This is a genomic window from Ferrovibrio sp., assembly GCF_029255545.1.
GTDB lineage: Bacteria > Pseudomonadota > Alphaproteobacteria > Ferrovibrionales > Ferrovibrionaceae > Ferrovibrio.
Genome location: NZ_JANLJJ010000082.1, coordinates 29,610 through 47,045 on the forward strand (window position 1 = coordinate 29,610; position 17,436 = coordinate 47,045).

At 61.5% G+C, this 17,436-nt stretch carries 18 protein-coding genes; 10 read left to right on the forward strand and 8 right to left on the reverse strand.

The features are described from left to right. Nucleotides 1-338: gamma-glutamyltransferase (locus Q1J79_RS16085; protein ID WP_300302371.1), on the reverse strand; the 338-nt coding region annotated here is incomplete at its 3' end. 163 nt (nt 339-501) lie between these two features. On the opposite strand from Q1J79_RS16085, the gene Q1J79_RS16090 reads away from it, so the two are divergent. Then, nucleotides 502-1,242 carry a cyclic nucleotide-binding domain-containing protein gene (locus Q1J79_RS16090; protein ID WP_300302373.1) on the forward strand — a complete coding sequence of 247 codons (741 nt, stop codon included), beginning with the start codon at nt 502-504 and terminating at the stop codon, nt 1,240-1,242. Nucleotides 1,243-1,381: 139 nt separating this feature from the next. Here Q1J79_RS16090 and Q1J79_RS16095 read toward each other — a convergent pair whose 3' ends face one another. From Q1J79_RS16095 to Q1J79_RS16105, 3 genes are read right to left on the reverse strand one after another with little or no spacing between them, the layout of a single operon-like run. Beyond that, complete coding sequence (locus Q1J79_RS16095; protein WP_300302375.1) at nt 1,382-1,759, reverse strand: response regulator; 378 nt, start codon at nt 1,757-1,759, stop codon at nt 1,382-1,384. A gap of 47 nt (nt 1,760-1,806) precedes the next feature. Next, nucleotides 1,807-2,433 carry a response regulator FixJ gene (gene fixJ, locus Q1J79_RS16100; protein WP_300302377.1) on the reverse strand — a complete coding sequence of 209 codons (627 nt, stop codon included), beginning with the start codon at nt 2,431-2,433 and terminating at the stop codon, nt 1,807-1,809. Next, nucleotides 2,430-3,797 (reverse strand): nitrogen regulation protein NR(II), encoded by a 1,368-nt coding sequence (locus tag Q1J79_RS16105; RefSeq protein WP_300302379.1) that lies wholly within the window; start codon nt 3,795-3,797, stop codon nt 2,430-2,432. The genes fixJ and Q1J79_RS16105 overlap by 4 nt, the downstream gene beginning before the upstream one ends. Before the next feature lie 270 nt (nt 3,798-4,067). Here Q1J79_RS16105 and Q1J79_RS16110 point away from each other — a divergent pair, with 270 nt between their 5' ends. The 4 genes from Q1J79_RS16110 to Q1J79_RS16125 all read left to right on the forward strand — a co-directional run bounded on the left by Q1J79_RS16110 (nt 4,068) and on the right by Q1J79_RS16125 (nt 7,962). Beyond that, nucleotides 4,068-4,775, forward strand: a complete 708-nt coding sequence (locus Q1J79_RS16110; protein WP_300302381.1) for a flagellar hook capping FlgD N-terminal domain-containing protein — start codon at nt 4,068-4,070, stop codon at nt 4,773-4,775. Nucleotides 4,776-4,784: 9 nt separating this feature from the next. Next, on the forward strand, nt 4,785-5,537 hold the full coding sequence (locus Q1J79_RS16115; RefSeq protein WP_300302383.1) for a hypothetical protein: 753 nt from the start codon (nt 4,785-4,787) through the stop codon (nt 5,535-5,537). Between the two features lie 157 nt (nt 5,538-5,694). Beyond that, the gene (locus Q1J79_RS16120; protein WP_300302385.1) at nt 5,695-6,420 is read left to right on the forward strand and encodes a response regulator; all 726 of its coding nucleotides are present in this window, start codon (nt 5,695-5,697) and stop codon (nt 6,418-6,420) included. Further along, complete coding sequence (locus Q1J79_RS16125; protein ID WP_300302387.1) at nt 6,421-7,962, forward strand: HAMP domain-containing sensor histidine kinase; 1,542 nt, start codon at nt 6,421-6,423, stop codon at nt 7,960-7,962. 46 nt (nt 7,963-8,008) lie between these two features. On the opposite strand, the gene Q1J79_RS16130 is transcribed toward Q1J79_RS16125, so the two are convergent. Beyond that, nucleotides 8,009-8,866, reverse strand: a complete 858-nt coding sequence (locus tag Q1J79_RS16130; RefSeq protein WP_300302389.1) for a flagellar hook basal-body protein — start codon at nt 8,864-8,866, stop codon at nt 8,009-8,011. A gap of 502 nt (nt 8,867-9,368) precedes the next feature. Between Q1J79_RS16130 and flgE the strand changes: the two genes are divergently transcribed. Genes flgE through Q1J79_RS16150 form a run of 4 tightly spaced genes read left to right on the forward strand, consistent with a single transcriptional unit; the run spans nt 9,369 to nt 13,749 of the window. Beyond that, on the forward strand, nt 9,369-10,706 hold the full coding sequence (gene flgE / locus Q1J79_RS16135) for a flagellar hook protein FlgE (RefSeq protein ID WP_300302391.1): 1,338 nt from the start codon (nt 9,369-9,371) through the stop codon (nt 10,704-10,706). 32 nt (nt 10,707-10,738) lie between these two features. Beyond that, on the forward strand, nt 10,739-12,148 hold the full coding sequence (gene flgK / locus Q1J79_RS16140; RefSeq protein ID WP_300302393.1) for a flagellar hook-associated protein FlgK: 1,410 nt from the start codon (nt 10,739-10,741) through the stop codon (nt 12,146-12,148). A gap of 2 nt (nt 12,149-12,150) precedes the next feature. Further along, complete coding sequence (locus tag Q1J79_RS16145) at nt 12,151-13,179, forward strand: flagellin (RefSeq protein ID WP_300302395.1); 1,029 nt, start codon at nt 12,151-12,153, stop codon at nt 13,177-13,179. A 45-nt stretch (nt 13,180-13,224) separates the two neighbouring features. After that, nucleotides 13,225-13,749: a hypothetical protein gene (locus tag Q1J79_RS16150; protein ID WP_300302397.1), complete on the forward strand. Its 525-nt coding sequence runs from the start codon at nt 13,225-13,227 to the stop codon at nt 13,747-13,749. Nucleotides 13,750-13,752: 3 nt separating this feature from the next. Here the strand turns inward: Q1J79_RS16150 and Q1J79_RS16155 are convergent, their stop codons facing one another. Next, on the reverse strand, nt 13,753-15,171 hold the full coding sequence (locus Q1J79_RS16155) for a DUF1217 domain-containing protein (RefSeq protein WP_300302399.1): 1,419 nt from the start codon (nt 15,169-15,171) through the stop codon (nt 13,753-13,755). 141 nt (nt 15,172-15,312) lie between these two features. Next, complete coding sequence (locus Q1J79_RS16160) at nt 15,313-16,020, reverse strand: aspartate/glutamate racemase family protein (protein ID WP_300302401.1); 708 nt, start codon at nt 16,018-16,020, stop codon at nt 15,313-15,315. Between the two features lie 158 nt (nt 16,021-16,178). On the opposite strand from Q1J79_RS16160, the gene Q1J79_RS16165 reads away from it, so the two are divergent. Continuing rightward, nucleotides 16,179-16,640, forward strand: a complete 462-nt coding sequence (locus Q1J79_RS16165; protein WP_300302403.1) for an Lrp/AsnC family transcriptional regulator — start codon at nt 16,179-16,181, stop codon at nt 16,638-16,640. A gap of 79 nt (nt 16,641-16,719) precedes the next feature. Here Q1J79_RS16165 and Q1J79_RS16170 read toward each other — a convergent pair. Continuing rightward, nucleotides 16,720-17,436: HD domain-containing phosphohydrolase (locus tag Q1J79_RS16170; RefSeq protein WP_300302405.1), on the reverse strand; the 717-nt coding region annotated here is incomplete at its 5' end.

Consider the following 17,436-nt stretch of genomic DNA (forward strand, 5'->3'; position numbering starts at 1 on the left):
TCCCAGACCAGCATGAAGCCGCCGCCGCCGATACCGGAGGATTGCGGCTCGACCAGATTGAGCACCAGCGCGGTGGCAATCGTGGCATCAACCGCCGACCCACCCTCGGCCAGAATCTGCGCCCCGGTCTGCGCCGCCAGCGGATTGGCTGCTGCCGCCATATAATGGGTCGCAATGGCTGTCGTTTTCTCGGCGCGGCCGGTCTGCGCCTCGGGTGCGATACTTTCGTATGCAGCGGGCGCGGCAGACCGCGGCTGGGCCGACGCGGGCAGCGCCGGAAAAACAGCCAGAAGTGCTACAACCAGCCCGGCAATTCCATGCTTATATGTCTGCGACATGTCCATTCCGCTCATCCGGCCGATTACGATGTTGTAATAAAATAATAGAGCGATCCCGGCGCCGGAGATAGGTAGTTCCCCTTAAGTAGAAAACCGGGATTATCTCCAAGCCATGTTTCCGGTAGGTCTATTGCATCAACGCAGAGACGCGCGGGAGATTCCGATGGCCACAGCACACGCAATTCAGCAGCAGAGCGCTCTGTCCCGTGCCCGGCCGCCGGTGGGCCTACGCCGGCCGGCGGCCCCCCAATTCGAGAATGACGCGGGCCTTGTTCCCATCCTGCCCGGCATAACCACCGAACTGCATCGGATTGGGTGCCCCGTTGCGGCGGAGCGCGGCCAGGAAATCTGCATCGCCGGCGCGCCGGCGGATCATGTCTACAAGGTCGTGGACGGCACCCTGCGGATTTCCCGCCTCCTGCCCGATGGCCGCCGCCATATCGCCAATTTCCTCACGCAGGGCGATTTCTTCGGTTTTTCCGATATCGGCGATTATACCTATTCCCTGGAAGCCTTGACCGATTGCGCCCTGATCCGCTATCCGCGTCGCCGCTTCGACGCCATCCTCGAGCATGACCCCCAGGCGGGACGGCAGATGTTCCGCCTGCTCTGCCGTCAGTTCAATGCCGCCAATGAATTGCTGATGACCCTGAGCCGCAAGACGGCGGCCGAGCGCATCGCCACGTTTCTGCTGACCATGATCCACCGCCAGGGCAGCCAGGATGGCCGCCAACTGATGCTGGCCATGCCACGTGTCGACATTGCCGACCACCTCGGCCTGACCATCGAAACGGTGAGCCGCGTGGTGACGCAGTTGCGGCAGCGTCGGCTGATCGATCTGCGGGGCAGCAACGACGTCGCGATCCTGAACCGGGATGCCCTGGAGGAACTGGCAGGCGACTGATCCCCCCTCGGGCGCCTGCCTTACCGACCAGGACGATTGCGGCAGCGCCCGGCGCTGCCGCATTTTTTTATGGCCGTGGATACAGAAAAAGCGCCGCACCCAGTGCGGCACCAGAGCCGGCCTGCATTTGCAAACGTGGTCAGTGAACCGCGAGGGCCTGTTCTATCGCCTCGAACAGGGCGGCATGCGAGAGTGGCTTGTCGAGCAGAGCCAGCACGCCCAGGTCGTTCGCCTGGTTCTGCAGGCTCGCGTCGCGCTTGCCGGTGATCAGGATGGTTGCCGGCACCTTGCCACGGTCGCGCATCGCCTGCAGCAACTGGATGCCGGTCATGTTCGGCATATGCACGTCCAGAATCAGGCAGCACCGGCTCAGGTCAGGATCAGCGGCTAGGAAGCGCTCCCCGGATTCGAAATCCTGTACCGCATAGCGTCGCACCTGCAACAGCGCCTTCAGCGAGTCGCGGACGACATCGTCATCATCGATGACATAGATCAGGGGGACGGAAGAGTCTGCCATAACGATGGCAGGATATCCGCCCCCGTCGTGAATACAATTAAGGGAGACTACTTAGCGTCGTCGCTGCCCGGGAACCCGGCAGCCAGGGCCATGCGGATCAGGTGCGACAGGCTGTCGGCATCCATTTTCTTCATCAGGTTGGCGCGATGGATTTCCACCGTGCGCGGGCTGATGTTCAACTGAAAAGCGATCACCTTGTTCGGGTTGCCGATGATCAGCTGGTTCAGGATATCGCGTTCGCGGCCCGTCAGACCGGCGATGCGAGCCCGAACCTCGGAAATATCAATATCTGGCAGCAGGCCGGCCGGGGCTGCCTGGATGGTCCGGGCCACGGCGTCAAGGATGGCGGTGTTGGCATAGGGTTTCTCAATGAAATCCACCGCACCGGCCTTCATGGCGCGCACTGCCAGGGGCACATCGCCATGGCCGGTCACGACAATGACAGGCAGGGCGATATTCTTGGCGCGCAGATGCTCGAGCAGGGCAATGCCATCCATCCCGGGCATGCGCATGTCGATGATGGCGCAGCCGCTGGTCACCGGACGATAGCCGAGCAGGAAAGCTTCGGCCGAGGCGAAGGCGACAGCCTCCATGCCTTTGGCCAGCAGAAGGGCGGCCAGCGAATCGCGGACGAATTCATCGTCATCGACAATAAAAACCGTCGGCTGGCTCATTCCTGCCCGCCCTCGTCGGACATGAGCGGAAGACGAAACCGGAAGATCGTACCCCCCTCGGGGTTCGGATCGGCCCAGAGCCGGCCGCCATGGGATTCCACGATCGACTGGCTGATCGACAGGCCGATCCCCATGCCGTCTTTTTTACTGCTGACAAAGGGCTTGAACAGTCTGACTGCGATTTCCGGATCGATGCCGGGACCGCTGTCGATGATCTCGACCTCCTGGTAATCCTCACCCGCGCTGGTGCGGATCGCCAGCTCGCGCTGCTCCACATCGCGCAGAGCCTCGACCGCGTTGCGCACCAGATTGACCACCACCTGCTGGATCTGGATCTTGTCGATCTGCACTGGCTCCAACGTCCTGTCGAGATCAAAACGGACCTGAACGCCATCGATCTTCGCCCCGATGGTGGCGAGATTACTCGCCTCGATCACCAGCCGGTTGAGATCTTCCGGGCTACGCTCGACCGGCCCCTTTTCGACGAAACTGCGCAGGCGACGAATGATCTGGCCCGCCCGCTCGGCCTGGCCAATCGCCTTGAGGATGAAGTCCGGCACCTGCGGCGGCACGTCGCTGCCGGCGGTTTCGATCATCTGTCGCGCCGCCTCGGCATAATTCATGATCGCGGTCAGCGGCTGGTTGAGCTCATGCGCCAGCGAGGAGGATAATTGACCCATGGCGCTGAGGCGCGAGATATGCACCAGCTCGGCGGTCAGTTCCCGCACCCGCAGTTCGGACTGATGCCGTTCGGTGATGTCGCGGATCACGCCGATGAAGCCCCGGCTGCCGCCATTGCCACGCATCTCGCCGATCGACAGATCGATGGGAAACACCGTGCCGTTCTTGTGCTGGGCCTGCACTTCGCGGCCGGTACCGATGATCTTGGCCTGGCCCGTGGCATGATAGCTGTGCAGGTAGCTGTCATGCTCGCGACGGTAAGGCTGCGGCATCAGGATGTTGACATTCTGACCGACCACTTCCACGGCGCGATAGCCAAATATCCGTTCGGCAGCGCGGTTGAACAACTCGATACGACCATCCGGGGTGATGGCGATGATGGCATCATGGGCGCTGTCGATCAGCGCGCGGAACCGCTCCGCCGCCTGCTGCTCCACGCCCTCGCTCTGCTCACGCCTGGCAATTTCGCTGCCAAGCTCGGCTGTACGCGTGCGGACGTCACGGTGGACCAGGCCCATCTGGCGCTGAATCCAGGCAAAAACCGCCAGCAGGGCCGCCGTCAGGCCAAGCCCGACTGCCGGCCATGGCCAGTCCCGTCCCGTCCCTTCATAGGCAACGTAAGAGAGGGTCAGTCCGGCCGCCGCAGTGGCGATCATGATCAGGGGCATCTGCAAACGGGACATACTCAAATCACCGGTTCTTGAATATCTGGTCCGGTTGTCGATTCCGACGGCACTTCATGAGTTCATATTTACTCGATATCAACCGCAACAGCCATTGATCCGCAAGCTTTTTTCGATCTTTCAGGCGATTCGCGGGCTGTGGCGGCGGCCGTTACGCGCCTGCAACATACAAATACTTTGTTACGGGGTGTTGCTCCGGCGACGTTAACCTTTCGCGACAAGGCGGCTCTGTGAGAGCGAAGGCGGACGCTTCATACAGGAGACTTCGCCATGGTCACATCGGTCACCTCCGCCAGCAGCACGACGACCACTGCCAGCAGCAGCGCCTCAACCGCGCTGGCCAGTGATTTTGATACCTTCCTGACCCTGCTCACCACGCAGCTCAAGAACCAGGATCCGACCGATCCGATGGATCCGAACGACTTCACCCAGCAACTGGTGCAGTTCAGTCAGGTCGAGCAGCAGATCAACATGAACAGCAATCTCGAGACCATCATCGCATTGCTGCAGACCCAGCAGAACAGCACCAATCTTGGCTATATCGGCAAGGTCGTCGATGTCGACAGCAATGAGGCCAAGCTGGCCGAGGGCGGCACGGTTTTCTGGTCCTACGAACTGCCCGAAGGCACGACCAGCGTGCAGTACAATATCCTGGACGAGGATGGCAACGTGGTGCGCACCGTCAGCTCCGCCTCGGGCGATGACGGATTTACCACCGGCAGCAGGATCGAGATTTCCTGGGACGGCACCGACACCAGTGGCAATGCCCTGGATGCCGGCACGTACACCCTGGAGGTGACGGCAAAGGATTCGACCGGCCAAGTGCTGGACGGCACCAAAGTCTATGCGCGTGGCTATGTTGAGGCAATCGAGACCATCGATGGCGAGCAGTATCTGATCGTCTCGGGCATGCAGGTCTTGCCCTCCGACGTGGTTTCGGTTTTTGCCACTTCGGACACCGACAGCAGCGAAAGCTGAGGCTGCCATATGTCCCGTCCACTGATTTTCGTCGCCACGCCCTGTTATGGCGGGCAGGTACACCAGCTTTACATGCAGTCGGTGATCCAGCTGATGCAGCATGCCCGCGGCAGCATGTTCGATACCACGCTGGCCCTGCTGGGCAATGACTCGCTGATCACCCGCAGTCGCAATACCCTGGTGTCGGCATTCCTGGAAATCCCGCAGGCCAGCCACCTGATGTTCATCGATGCCGATATCTCCTTCGAACCGGCACAGGTGGAACGCATGCTGAAACTGGGCGAGGATGTGGTGGCCGGCATCTACCCATTGAAGGTGCTGGACTGGCAGAATGCCCTGCCCCTGCCCGGCCGCGCGATCATCCATGAAGAGATGGCGCTGCGGTATTGCGGCGAAGCCTGCCGCGGCGAAGAGGCCGAGCGGCGCGGCGATTTCATCAGCGGCACCTACGCCGGCACCGGATTCATGCTGATCGCCCGTGCCGCGCTGGAGCGCATGATCGCAGCCTACCCTGAATTGCGGTATGGCAGCGTGCATGTCTATCCGCCGACGCGGTCGAACCGGCCGCAATACGCCCTGTTCGACTGCATGATTGATCCGGACAGTGGCACGTATCTGAGCGAGGATTATGCCTTCTGTCGGCGCTGGCGCCAGATCGGCGGCAAAATCTGGCTCGACACCAAAGGCCGCCTGACCCATTCGGGCATGCATGATTTCCACGGCAATCCGGCGCCGCGTTTCGCCGCGCCGGCGATGGCGTGATCGGCATCACAAATTCTTCGCCACGAATCCCGACGCCAAATGTGGTAAATGAAATTTAACTACGGATTGCAACACAGCGTTACAAAGCCGGACTTTCGCTAGGTTGCATTGGCTGGCATCATGCAGCCACAAACAGCAGCCAATCGAATCCTCCCTGATGTCGCGCATTCCCCATATCCTGATCGTCGATGACGACCGCGAGATCCGCAATCTGCTAATGCGGTTCCTCACTGAACATGGCTTCCGCGTCACGCCCGCCGCCGATGGCCGCGGCATGCAGTCGGCCCTCAAGAACGGCCGCTTCGACCTGATCGTGCTCGATCTGATGCTGCCCGGCGAGGACGGGTTGCAGCTCTGCCGCAAGATCCGGCAGGACATGTCGATTCCGATCCTGATGCTGACCGCCCTGTCGGGCGAGGCCGACCGCATCCTCGGCCTGGAGATCGGCGCCGACGATTACCTGACCAAGCCGTTCAGCCCGCGCGAACTGGTCGCCCGCATCAAGGCGATCCTGCGCCGGGCCACATCGACCGGCGACGAGGATGGCAGCCGGCCGCAGGCCTACAGCTTTGGCGGCTGGATCCTGGAGATCGGCAAGCGGCACCTGCGTTCGCCCGATGGTGCATTGCTGCCGCTGACCTCGGGTGAGTTCGACCTGCTGATTGCCTTCGCCGAGCACCCGCAGCGGGTGCTGAGCCGCGACCAGTTGCTCGATCTGACCCGCGGTCGCTCCACCGTGCTGTTCGACCGCAGCATCGACGTGCAGGTCAGCCGCCTGCGTAAAAAGATCGAAGTCGATCCGAATATGCCCGATCTGATCAAGACAGTCCGTAGCGGAGGCTATATCTTCACGCCAGAGGTCAAGGCCCTGCAGGCGGCATAAATGCGTCCTTTCCGGCAAGCGCTGCGGCGGATCGGCAGCGATCGCATCATCTGGCGAATAGCTGGTACGATTTTGCTTGCCATCCTTTGTACCCAGATCGCCACCGTGCTGCTGCTACGCAGCACGCGGCCGGGAGACATGCCGGTCTACCCCATCACAACCCTGATGGCCGAAATGCAGCGCCATATCGCCGGCACGCCACCCGCCGAGGCCGATATCCTGCACCGCCTGTCTGATCCGGGCCCACCGCCGGAAACCGGCAGGCCATTGCTGTTCCCGTTCCGGGACGTGGAATACCGGCTGCGACAGTCCCTTGTCGGGCCCGCAGAAATCCGCATCGGCGTCGACTTCCCGCGCCGTCCCGGCGGGCGCCTGCTGTTCTGGCCCCTGCCGGTTCCGCGCATCGCCGTCGAACCACCCGAACCCGGCCCGCCGCCGCATGATCAGCCACCGCGCGGATTGCCACCTGGACCGCCCCCCGGACCACCACCCGGACTGCCGGCCGGCGCGTATCCCCCGCCACCTCCCGGCGGACCTTATGGGTCACCGCACCCGGCATTGGGAATCGAGGATTTCCAGGTGCCTGGCATCTTCACCATCTGGGTGCGCCAGGCGCCGGAAGGCGAATGGCAGGCCTGGCGGCCCAAGCAGAGCTTTGAGCCGATCGAGCCCTGGCTGTTCACCCTGCTGTGGTTCGCTGTGATCGCAGCCATCATCGCCGCGCTGACCTTCTGGTCGACGTGGCGGCTGCTGCGCCCGCTGAAAGCCCTGGTGACAGCAGCGCAGGACTGGCGGGCCGAACAGGAGCCCACGCCATTGCCCGAACGCGGCCCGCTGGAATTCCGCGCCATCGCCTCGGCCTTCAACGACATGCAGGGCGAGATCGGCCGCTTCGTGCGCGACCGTTCGGAGCTGGTGGTGGCCCTGTCGCATGACCTGCGCACGCCGCTGACGCGACTGCAATTGCGCGCCGAATATATCGACGACCCGGAACAACGCCAACGCATGCTGGACGAGTTGCATTTCATGGAAACGCTGACCGACCAGTTGCTCAGCTTCACCTCGTTCAATCCGGGCAATGAAGCCGTGCAGCGCGTCGATATCGCCGTACTGCTGACCACGCTGTGCGACGATCGCAGCGATGCCGGCGCCGTGGTGGAATATGCCGGCCCGGCCCATCTGGTGATCGATTGCCGGCCGACCGCGATCCTGCGGGCGATGATGAACCTGGTTGAGAATGCCATCAAATACAGCGATTTCGCTTATGTCTCGCTGCAAGCCGAGGCCGATGGCGTGCGCATCTTCATCCGCGACAGCGGATCCGGCATTCCCGAGAGTGAACTGAAACGCGTGTTTCAGCCCTTCTACCGCGTCGATGCCTCGCGTAACCGCGAGACCGGCGGCTTGGGCATGGGCCTGAGCGTGGCCCGCGCCATCGTGCTGGAACATCGCGGCCGCATCACCCTGCGTAACCGCCAGCCACACGGGCTGGAGGTCGAGATTTACCTGCCCACCGCGCAGCACCGGCCGCCAGCCGCCTGACTCTTGGCTGCCTGACTCTTGGCCGCCCAACCGGCCGTCTCCAGCCCTAGCCTTTCATGCCCAGCGCGGTGGTCATCATCTCGTTGGCGGCCTGGATCACCTGCGAATTCATGGAATAAGCCTGCTGGGCGATGATCAGTTTGGTCATCTGGTCGGCGGTATCGGCGGTGGATTGCTCCAGCGCGCTGCCGACAATACTGCCGACGCCATTGGAGTGGCTGACCGGATTGCCGTAGACGGCACGGCCGGACTCCTCGGTGGCCAGAAAGGCCGTACCGTCTACGCGGTCGAGACTGTCGGGCTCGGCAAAATTCGCCAGCAGTATCTGGCCCTGCACGCTGGTACTGCCATCGTCATAGCTGACGGTGATCGCGCCGCCATCCGTAATGCTCACGCCGGTGAAGCTGCCGCCGGCGGCATTGTCGTCGGCATCCACGGTATAGATTTGTGGGGTGCCGGTGCCGCTGGCCGGCGCCGCCATCAGGTAATAGCCCGCCGCATTGACCAGCCGGCCGCTGCTGTCGAGGTGGAAATCGCCCTGCCGTGTGTAATAAACGGTGCTCTCAAAACCGGTCGGCTCACCGGTTTCCGGATCGACGCCGGTCGGCTTGGCAACGGGAAAAAATCCATTGCCACTGATCGCCGCCGATGACGTGCTAGAGTCGGATACAATCTGGCCCTGGCCGCGGTTGAGAAAATCGGCATAGGCCGTGACGCCCATCTGCTTGCTGCCGCCCAACACCGGGCTGCTGGTGCTCTGCATGCCCTGCACCAGATCGAGAAACTGGGTTTGCACCGCCTTGTATCCAACGGTGCTGCTGTTGGCGACATTGTCCGAGATATTGCTGATCGCCATCGCCTGAGCGTTGATCGCCTGCACCGCCATGCTCATCACGCTGTTCATTGCCGTTTCACTCCTGCTCCGATGAACCTGATGCAGTGAGAGCAAGGGCCGTGCCTGCAGGAGCGCCGGCCTGATACAGCGCGGCATGGCCTGTTTCGCCTTCGAGCGGCGCAGAGGGGCGTGCCGCGCCCAGGCTTGCGCCGCCGCCAGATGCGGCGGCCCTCGATCCCTCTAAGTTCCTATAAAAGCTGGATTTATGTTCCTGTAATATTCTTACAGACTGTTACTAACAGCGATTAACTGGTCGACCACAATATTAACTTTTGTTACTGGAAACACTCTATACACATTGCGACAAAATCAGGTAAATAATAATAAACTAAGCATTTTTTTCCATACCCGGCAAAAGCTGCCGGGTCGTCTTCGGACGCAAAGATTAATCGCGGTTCACTCTTTGGCAAGAAATCGAAGGGAATGAAGTATCTAGGATCAGAATCATAATCCGGCACGCTCCTTGCTCAGAGGATTGCCAGTCACGGCAAACCGACCAAGGAGCACAGCCATGTCGATCACCGGTGCGATGCAGACTGCCATCTCGGGCCTGAACGGCCAGTCGACGGCCATCAGCTACATCTCGGACAACGTCGCGAATGCGAGCACCACGGGTTACAAGAAAGTTGAATCCCGTTTCCAGACGCTGATCACGCAATCGAGCGCGCAATCCAACACGCATTCATCCGGCGGCGTGCTGAACCAGCCTTTCTTCGCCAATAATGCGCAGGGCTCGATCACGCAGGTCTCCTCCACCACCTCGGTGGCGATCTCGGGCAACGGATTCATTCCGGTGTCGAAAACCACCGGCGTCGATTCCACCACCGGCCTGCCCACCTTCGAGACCACCAGCTATTACACCCGGGTTGGCGATTTCACCCAGAATTCGCAGGGCTATCTGGTCAACTCCTCGGGCTATTACCTGCAGGGCTGGTCGGTCGATCCGGTCACGGGCGTGGTGGATACCTCCAGCACCACAGAAGTCCGGGTCTCGAACCTGCTCGATGCGCCCGTGGCAACCAGCACAGTGGATTACGCCGCCAACCTGCCCTCCAATGTCACCGACACCAGCGGCAATCTGCCGGCCACGCTGTCGACCAGCTCCATCCCGATTTACGACGCGCTGGGCAATGAGCGCACGCTGAACCTGACCTGGACGCGCATTGGCGACAGCGAATGGACCCTGCAGATCGACGCGCCGGACAGCACGCCCTCCTCATTCGGCCCGGCCACCGTCGATTTTGGCGGCTCCATTGCCGGCACCGATGTCGCGGCCGGCACCCTGTCGGCACTTGCCACCAGCGGCGGCCTGACCGGCAGCGCGGCGGGGGCCAGCGGCGATGACGCCTCCTTCAGTTTCGCGCTGGATTTTGGCTCCGGCAGCCAGGCCGTCACGCTCGACCTGGGTTCCTATGGTGATAACTCCGGCACTACGCAGTATTCCGGCGACACGCTGACGCTGAACGACTTCCACCAGAATGGCGTGCCACAGGGCACCTTCAAAAGCCTGGCCATCGACGAGCAGGGCTTCGTCTCGGTCACCTTCGACAACGGCAATGTCAAAACCTATTACCAGATTCCGATCGCGCGCTTTAACGACCCGACCGAACTGGACCGGGTCAATGGCAATGCCTTCGTGGCAACGCCACAATCCGGATCGGCCATCCTGGCCCAGCCCGGCGACAGTGGCGCAGGCACCTTCGTCTCGGCCGCCATCGAAGGCTCCAATGTCGATATCGCCGAGGAATTCTCCAAGCTGATCGTGGCGCAGCGGGCCTATTCGGCCAATGCGCGGATCATGACGGCGGCCGATGAATTGCTGCAGGAAACCATCAATATCCGCCGGTGATGACCGCGCCAACCTGAACAGGAGGAGCGGCCATGTCGCTATCAGCAGCGCTCAATACATCCGTCACCGGCCTGGCCACCATCCAGACCCAGCTCAGCGTGATTTCCGGCAATGTCGCCAACGCGGAAAACGCCAATTACACGCGCAAGACCGTCACCCTGACGACGCCGACCGCCGGCGGCCAGCCTCAGGCGGCCCTGGTCTCCAGCGTGGTGCGGGCGACGGCGCCGTATCTGCAGGCGGATTATTATACCGCCACCGCCAGCTATCAGCAGCTCATCACGGCAGCCGATAATGCCCGCACGCTGGCCGAGGCGCTGGACGCCACCAGCACCACCGGCGACCAGTCTACGCTGGAAGCGCTGATGACGGATTACGAAGACGCGCTGAAACAACTGGAAGCCACGCCGGAAGATACAGCCCTGAAGGCCCTGGTGGTGCAGCGCGGCCAGAGCCTGGCCACCGAGATCAACCGGCTGGCCGGGTTGCGCAGCCAGTTGCAGAGCCAGGCCCAGCAGGACATCCAGAACGGCCTGTCCGGCCTGAACGAAGCCAGCGACAATATCGCCAAACTGAACGCCCAGATCGTCAGCCAGAAGGCTGCCGGATACCCCACCGGCGATCTGGAAGACCTGCGCGATGCCGAAGTGGCAAAGATCGCCGAACTGGTCGGCGTGCGCACGGTAGTCAGCGATACCGGCGTGATGACGGTCTATTCCGACACGGGAACCATGCTGGCCGGCAGCTCGGCTCAGACCTTCAGCTATGACAGCACCGCCGGCACGATCACCAACGCCTCCGGCGTGGACGTCACCGCCGGTTTTCGCACCGGATCGCTGCGGGCGGAGCTGGATTACCTCGACGACAGCGCAACTGCGCTGGCGAGCAGCGACGGCAATGTCGGCACGCTGGCAAAATTCTTCAACCAGCTCGACTCGCTGGCCCAGAATATCGCCGATGTGGTGAATGCTGCCTATGACGATCCGGCGACGGCCGCCGTGGAACAGTTCTTCACCTATACGGCCGCCGATCCGGCCGGCACGCTGGCCGTGGACGCCACGCTGGTGGCAACGCCGACCAACGTCAACGCCGAGCGCGCCGGCACCGTGCAGCAGGCGATGCGCAGCACCACGCTGACGGCGGCCCAGGTGAACCCAGCTGCCGATCCGAACGGATTGCAGGTTTCCAGCGTCACCATCTTCGGCCTGGCCAGCGGCATCCTCTCCTATCATGCCGAACTGACCAGCGAGAACGAAACCAACCGCGACACGGCGGAAAGCTTGCAATACACGCTCGACCAGAAGATCCGCAATCTCACCGGTGTGGACATCGATACCGAGCTGGCGCAGCTGCAGACCCTGCAGACCAATTACGCGGCTCTTGCCCAGATCATGAATGCCATCACCGAAATGTTTGACCAGATGATCAGTATCGGGAGCTGAGCATGACCACTATCACCGGAAATTCCCAGCTGGCACGGCAATTGAGCCTGATGCGCAACATCAGCCTGCTCAACACCATGTTGAACAAACAGAACCAGCAGCTTGCCACCGGCATCAAGGCCGATGGTCTGCTCAGCGTATCCAATCAGGCACTGGAGCTTGGCCAGCTCAAGTCCAAACTGGGCAGCGTGGAGAACTACGCCTCCGCCACCCAGACGGCACTAAATCGCGTCGAGCTCTATGCTGTTTCACTGGAGCAGATCATCGATATCGCCACCGAGGCAAAAGACACGATGATCAAAAATCGCGACACGTCGTTCGCCACCACGTCGGCACCGGCGGTACAGGCCAATGCCCTGCTCGACCAGATCGGCGGCGTGCTGCAGCTGAAAGACGGTAACCGCTACCTGTTCTCTGGCACCAACTACACCGACAATCCGCTGAACGGGGCGCTGTCTTCAATCCCGACCACCTATGCTGCCGGCGCGGTGCCGGGCGTGACGGCCGGCTATGACGACCCGCTGACCACAGTACCGGATGGCGCCACGGTGCCGCAGCCATCCTATCTGAATACCACGCCAGCCGACCTGCAGAACTACTACGATTATTCCGATGTGGATCTGTATGTCGATGACGGCGAGCAGGTGTCCTATGGCGTCTCGGCCACGGAACCCGGCATCCAGCGGGTGATCGACGCCATCGTGCGCTTCCGGGACGCCACCGCAGATATCAGCACAGACTCGGCGAATTACCAGGTCCGGGTCGATGACGCCTTGAAACAGCTTGAGACGGCCATCAGCGAGCTCCAGACCACGGCATCGCGCAATGGCTACAAGCAGCAGCAACTCACCGAGATCCAGGACCGGCAGGCGCGCGCCGTGGACCTGCTGACCATCCGGATCGGCGAGATCCAGAATGTCGATACCGCCGAAGTGTCGACCACGATCACCAACCTGCAGACCGCCCTGGAGGCCAGTTACCTGATCACCAACCAGACCCTGTCACTCTCTCTGGTCAATTACCTGAAATGACCCTACAGATAGGCTACTTGTTTACTGTCAGGGATAAGGGTGGCGATGCGCGGGGTTTATCTGGCGATACTGCTGGCAATGCTGGCAAGCGGCTGCAGCCGGCCACCAGCCGGCCAGCCGGCGCAGCGTTCCGTCATCAGCCCGAATGGTGAGCCGCTCGGCCGCACCGATAATCCTGCCCGCTGCGAGGAACTGCTCGGCGCCTGGTTCGCCAGCACCGACCGCGACAATGATGGCCGCCTGTCGGATGCCGAATGGCTGGCCGATGCCGAGGGCTGGTTCAGGCGGGTGGATGCGGATCGCGATGGGTTCGTCACCGTCAGCGAACTGACCGCGATCCGGCGTGTGACCGAGCCGGAACAGCCACCCCCACAGCCGGGGCCACGAGGAGATCGCAACCGGCAGATCATCGATCGTGCGCCTGACCCTGTGATGGCGGCGGATACCAATCTCGATTTTCGGGTCAGTCCGGCGGAGTTCCGCTTGCTCAGCGAGAAGCGCCACGGGCTGAAATCCCGCGATGGCGCGCCAGATCGCGCCAGCATCCTTGCCGATTGCCGGCGGTATTGAGAGTCAGGCGAACAGATCGAGCAAATAGCTGTCGGCGCCGCCACTGCTGGCCTCACTGTCCTTGATGCTCAGGTAACGCTGCACCATTTTCTCGACCAGCTCCGGATCGCTCTTCAGCGCGTCGATATCGACCTTCTTTTCAACTGTTGTGACCTGGGCCTCTACTTCCTGGTAGGCCATCTCGTCCGGGATGTAGTTGGCCACGGTGATCACTTCACGCAACACGGAATCGCCCAGCAGCTGCAGGGTGGTGTCGACATCGTCCAGCCGCCGCTTGAATTCGATGGCGACGCGCACGCCTGGCGCCTGCTCGTCCAGGTATTTCTCGTATTCGGTCTGCTGGAACTTCTCCACCACGTCGTCGATGGCGCCTGAACTGGTCAGCCGCGAGGTTCCAAAGATGTAGAAACTGAAATCCTCGGTCATCTGCTGATAACGCGGATCCTGGAACTGGTTGGCCAGAGAATCCGCATCAGCCAGGTCGCTTTCCAGAATCTTGCGGATCTTGCCGGGATACTGGGCCTCGCTTTCCATGTCGTAGGCCTTGAGGATGAAATTCAGCAGCCGCTGATTGGCGAACAGGTCGTCGACGCTCTCCACCGATCCGATATTTTCCTTGTAATAATCGACCTCGGACTGGATATCGGTGCGGGTCTTGAACCGCTCGAACTCATCGCCATCATAGGCGTAGGTCTCGTCCGTGCTTTCGGCCGCGGTTTCCTCGCTTAGCAGCGTTTTGGTCAGGGCCTTGCTGTAGGCGCTGGCGTCGCTGGAGACCACATTGCTGCCACTGATCAATGCACCGGTGCTGTCGAGCAGCGCCTTGCCATTGGCATCGACCGCCAGAGCCTTCAGCTTGGCCAGGCCTGCCGGCAGATCAGTGGTACCGCTGCCGTCATTGACCAGATCGCCATTGGCATCGATTCCGATGGTGTTGCCGTCAGTGTCGGCTTGGATGCCGGTGGCGCCGAAATTGTATTTCTTGGCCAGCTCCAGCTCCTTCGCGCCGCCCTGGCGGGCCACCGAATTCACATCGTTGAGGTCGCTGGTCAGGATATCGCGCAACCGCTGCCGATCAGTGTTATAAAGGTCACCCATGTCGTTGGCATAGGCGATCACCTTCAGGACGCGATCGTCATTGATCAGTTCGTCAACCGTGGTGGCGCTGGCCGCGCGATTCTTGAAATAGGTGACATCATTGGCGACTTCGGCGTTGCCCTGTTTGTATTGGGCATTGCGGACGCGGATCGCCGCATTATTCATCTCGCGGATCTGGGCCTGGACCTTCTCGGCTTCCGCCTCCTCGGCTTCCGCGCTGGCATTCTCGTCTGCCTGTTTTCCCAGCTTCTTGTACATCGCCAGCGCCGACATGGTGCCGGTACTGCTGGTGCCGCCATAAAGAATGCTGAGATCGATGCTCATCGCCCGCCGCCTTCCACCGCAATACGCCAGCCCGCCGCATAAGGGGCTGACGCGATGGAATCACTCTAGGCAGCAGACCACGAGGTCTAAACGCTTTATGCGCTCCGACACATACCGTAACAATCTTTCAGACGTTAACCCTTACGCGGCCAGCAGCAGGCCATCGGCGAAATCCACTGCCGCCTCGGCATGCAGCAGGGTCGAATCGAAGACCGGCAGATCGACATGTTCCGGACCGATCAGCAGGCCGATCTCGGTGCAACCCAGGATCACCGCATCCGCCCCCGCCGCCTTGCCGCGCGTGATCACGTCCAGATAGGCCGCGCGCGAGTCCGGCCTGACCACGCCACAGCAGAGCTCATCGAAAATCACGTCATGCACCAGGCCACGATCCGTCGCCTCGGGCACCAGCGCATCGATGCCAAAAAGCCCGGCCAGGCGGGCGCGATAGAAATCCTGCTCCATCGTGTAGCGGGTGGCGAGCAGCAGCGGACGTTTCGCGCCGGCCGCGGTGAGGGCGCGGCCAACCACATCGACGATATGGATCAGCGGTACGCCAGCCTTTTCCGCCACGACATCGGCCACCTTGTGCATGGTGTTGGTGCAAATCAGCAGGCAGGCTGCGCCGGCGCCAGCCAACTGGCGGCCGATCTGCGCCAATTCATCTGCGGCCTGGTCCCAGCGACCGGCCTGCTGCAACGCCACGATGCGACTGAAATCCACCGAGCGCAGCAGAATCTCGGCCGAGGCCAACCCGCCATGGCGCTGGCGCACCGCTTCGTTGATCTGGCGGTAATACACCGCCGTGCTTTCCCAGCTCATGCCGCCAATCAGGCCAATGGTCTGCATCTCTATCTGCCCTCTGGATCGAAGTCCGGGCAGGAGGTTAGCAGCGGCCGGGTAATAAAGGCGTGCAAGATTGGGCGTTTTTATTATGGAAATCGATAAAATATTTCGCCTTAATGGTCGGAATCGAAAATAATTGCCAAAGAAGCCGGGGAATCCCTATGCTCGATCCGCGCGACCGCAAGATTCTCGATATTTTACAGGAAGATAGTGCGATCCCGATCGCCGACCTGGCGGAACGGACGGCGTTGTCGGTCTCGGCCTGCTGGCGCCGCATCCGCCGGCTGGAGGAGGATGGCCTGATCGCCAAACGCGTCGCCCTGCTCGACCGCCGCAAGGCGAAAGTGCCGACCACGGTGTTTGTCAGCGTGCGCACCTCACGCCATTCCATGGAATGGCTGGAGCAATTCCGACAGGCCATTGCCAATATTCCGGAAATCGTCGAGGCCTATCGCCTGACCGGCGAGATCGACTATCTGCTGCGCATCACCGTACCCGACGTGGAGACCTATGACGCGGTTTACAAACAACTGATCTCACGGCTCGATTTCACCGACATCTCCTCCTTCATCAGCATGGAGGAGCTGAAATTCACCACCGCCATCCCCACCAAGTATGCCTGACCCGGCAACTCGGCACACGGGCATTGCCACTGGTTCAGGTCGTCCTTCAGCCTGAGCCGCAACAGATTGCCGGCCATGTTCAGCCTGCGAGTTGTTTGACGATCCGTTCGCGCGCCCGCAGGGCGGCCGCCACCACGGTGGGGCTGAAGCTGCTGCCGCGCCCCTCTTCGATAATCTGGAAGGCCTTGTCCGCACCAAGCTGGGCACGATAGGGCCGGTGGGCACAGACTGCATCCAGAACGTCGGCCACGCTCAATATCTGCGCCTCAAGCGGGATCTGCTCGCCCTTCAGGCCGTTGGGATAACCCGTGCCATCCCATTTCTCATGATGCGACAGCACGATTTTCGGTACATCCCAGGGGAAGGGAATCTCCTTGATTGCATCATACGCCGTCTGGGGATGCTGCTTGATCAATTCAAATTCGTTGGCCGTCAGCCGCCCAGGCTTGTTGAGGATATCCATCGGCACCTGAATCTTGCCGACATCGTGAATCATGGCGGCGATGCGCAGGCCCTCGATCTGCGCTTTCGGCATTTTCATCTCATTCGCAATGGTCAGCGCGATAGCGCTCACATTGCGGCTGTGACCTGCCGTATAGGGGTCGCGCGCTTCCAGCAGCCCAACCATGGCATCCAGGGCGCCGATCAGGGTGTGGGTGACGGCATTCTCGCTGTCGAGCAGGAATTCCTCGACCTGCCGCTTCTGCGTCACATCTTCCTTGATAGCCACATAACTCTGGATATTCCCGCGGGGATCGCGGATCGGCGCAATGGTCGATTTGTCCCAGTAGAGCGA

Coding starts and splice junctions, on each gene's coding strand:
- Q1J79_RS16125 (WP_300302387.1), top strand. CDS start 6,421: ATGCGTCCTTTCCGGCAAGCGCTGCGGCGGATCGGCAGCGATCGCATC.
- flgK (WP_300302393.1), top strand. CDS start 10,739: ATGTCGCTATCAGCAGCGCTCAATACATCCGTCACCGGCCTGGCCACC.
- fixJ (WP_300302377.1), bottom strand. CDS start 2,433: ATGAGCCAGCCGACGGTTTTTATTGTCGATGACGATGAATTCGTCCGC.
- Q1J79_RS16120 (WP_300302385.1), top strand. CDS start 5,695: ATGTCGCGCATTCCCCATATCCTGATCGTCGATGACGACCGCGAGATC.
- Q1J79_RS16155 (WP_300302399.1), bottom strand. CDS start 15,171: ATGAGCATCGATCTCAGCATTCTTTATGGCGGCACCAGCAGTACCGGC.
- Q1J79_RS16110 (WP_300302381.1), top strand. CDS start 4,068: ATGGTCACATCGGTCACCTCCGCCAGCAGCACGACGACCACTGCCAGC.
- Q1J79_RS16095 (WP_300302375.1), bottom strand. CDS start 1,759: ATGGCAGACTCTTCCGTCCCCCTGATCTATGTCATCGATGATGACGAT.
- flgE (WP_300302391.1), top strand. CDS start 9,369: ATGTCGATCACCGGTGCGATGCAGACTGCCATCTCGGGCCTGAACGGC.
- Q1J79_RS16115 (WP_300302383.1), top strand. CDS start 4,785: ATGTCCCGTCCACTGATTTTCGTCGCCACGCCCTGTTATGGCGGGCAG.
- Q1J79_RS16145 (WP_300302395.1), top strand. CDS start 12,151: ATGACCACTATCACCGGAAATTCCCAGCTGGCACGGCAATTGAGCCTG.
- Q1J79_RS16160 (WP_300302401.1), bottom strand. CDS start 16,020: ATGCAGACCATTGGCCTGATTGGCGGCATGAGCTGGGAAAGCACGGCG.
- Q1J79_RS16105 (WP_300302379.1), bottom strand. CDS start 3,797: ATGTCCCGTTTGCAGATGCCCCTGATCATGATCGCCACTGCGGCGGCC.
- Q1J79_RS16090 (WP_300302373.1), top strand. CDS start 502: ATGGCCACAGCACACGCAATTCAGCAGCAGAGCGCTCTGTCCCGTGCC.
- Q1J79_RS16165 (WP_300302403.1), top strand. CDS start 16,179: ATGCTCGATCCGCGCGACCGCAAGATTCTCGATATTTTACAGGAAGAT.
- Q1J79_RS16130 (WP_300302389.1), bottom strand. CDS start 8,866: ATGAACAGCGTGATGAGCATGGCGGTGCAGGCGATCAACGCTCAGGCG.
- Q1J79_RS16150 (WP_300302397.1), top strand. CDS start 13,225: ATGCGCGGGGTTTATCTGGCGATACTGCTGGCAATGCTGGCAAGCGGC.